This window comes from Pseudomonas rhodesiae (genome assembly GCF_007858255.1).
Classification (GTDB): domain Bacteria; phylum Pseudomonadota; class Gammaproteobacteria; order Pseudomonadales; family Pseudomonadaceae; genus Aquipseudomonas; species Aquipseudomonas rhodesiae.
The window spans coordinates 1-1169 of record NZ_VFEU01000072.1 but is presented as its reverse complement, the minus strand read 5'-3'; the positions used below and the strand labels follow the sequence as shown (position 1 = coordinate 1169).

At 62.6% G+C, this 1169-nt stretch carries 1 pseudogene; it reads right to left on the bottom strand.

The features are described 5' to 3' along the window. Window positions 1–1169 (bottom strand): annotated as a pseudogene (locus FIV35_RS29460) (YncE family protein); the annotation flags it as partial.

The window sequence follows — 1169 nt, the reverse complement described above, 5'->3', positions numbered from 1 at the left end:
AAGCCGTACCAGGTCCAGCACATCGGACTCATAGGGGAAGCTGCCGCGCGTGAAGTGGTACTGCACGCTGATGCGATTGCCGCCCTCGCGGATGCCTTTGGCGATGACCTCGGACGGTATGGGCACCTCTACTTCGTGGGTGCTGGGGTTGCCGTGTGCACTCACGGCCACGCTGCCAGTGCCGTCGGCGCTGATCCAGTCCACACGAATCTGATCGGTTGCCAGCATCGGCCGGAACTTCACCAACACATAGGTACCGTCTACCACGGCCAGCGGGTTGAGCTGGTCAGGGAATAACGAGGCACCTCCGACCACCGGCCGCTCCAACTGAACGCCGACGCCAACCGTCAGGTTCAGGGCTTCCGAACGCAGTTCCACCCGGGGCGGGCCTTGGCGTTCCAGGCTGTAGCTGATGCGTAAACTGCCGTTGTTGTTTTTGTCGAGAATGTCGCGGGTGACCGGATAGGGCAGTTCCCGGCCTGCGGTGGCGCCATTGATGTCCAGGGTACCGTTGGCGGAGCCGCCCAGGCCCGAGCCGATGCAAGACCAATGGAGCTTGTCGCCGGGCTGGGTATCGAGGTAAGTGAACGTGACCAGTACATCGCTGCCTGTAACGTCAGCGGGGTTGACGTTGTTGCCCACGGCACCTTGCAGGCGGGGCGCGGGCATGTCGGCCACGCGCTCGCCGATTTGGGCGCCCAGCATCAGGGAGCGCCGAGTCGTCAGGGCATTGCCGCCCAGGATATGGACGACACCGTCGTTGGTTTCGTAATAGATATCAATGTGACCCAGCCCGTTGAACTGTTCCAGCTCGGCGGCGCGCACTGTGTAGGTGCCCCCCTGAGCGCCTGCCAGTTGATTTTGACGGTAGACAATGGCATTGCCGCCCCCCGACGGTACGTGGGTGATGAACAGCGTCTCCAGCCAGCCGGGGTCATGGGGTTCGTAAAACGGCAGGGTGACCGTGATGTCTTCACCTGCCGGAATCAACCCCAGCTCGATAGGGCTGACATCGGGGGCCGGCATCAAGACCTTGGTGCCCACCACGGTGATGGTAGTGCTGCCCGATTGCCCCAGCGACACGCCGGCGGCGGTTTGCCACTCGAACGATACCCGAAATGAGCCGCCAACCCATTGAGCGATGATGCTGGCATCCACCGGAACAAAGG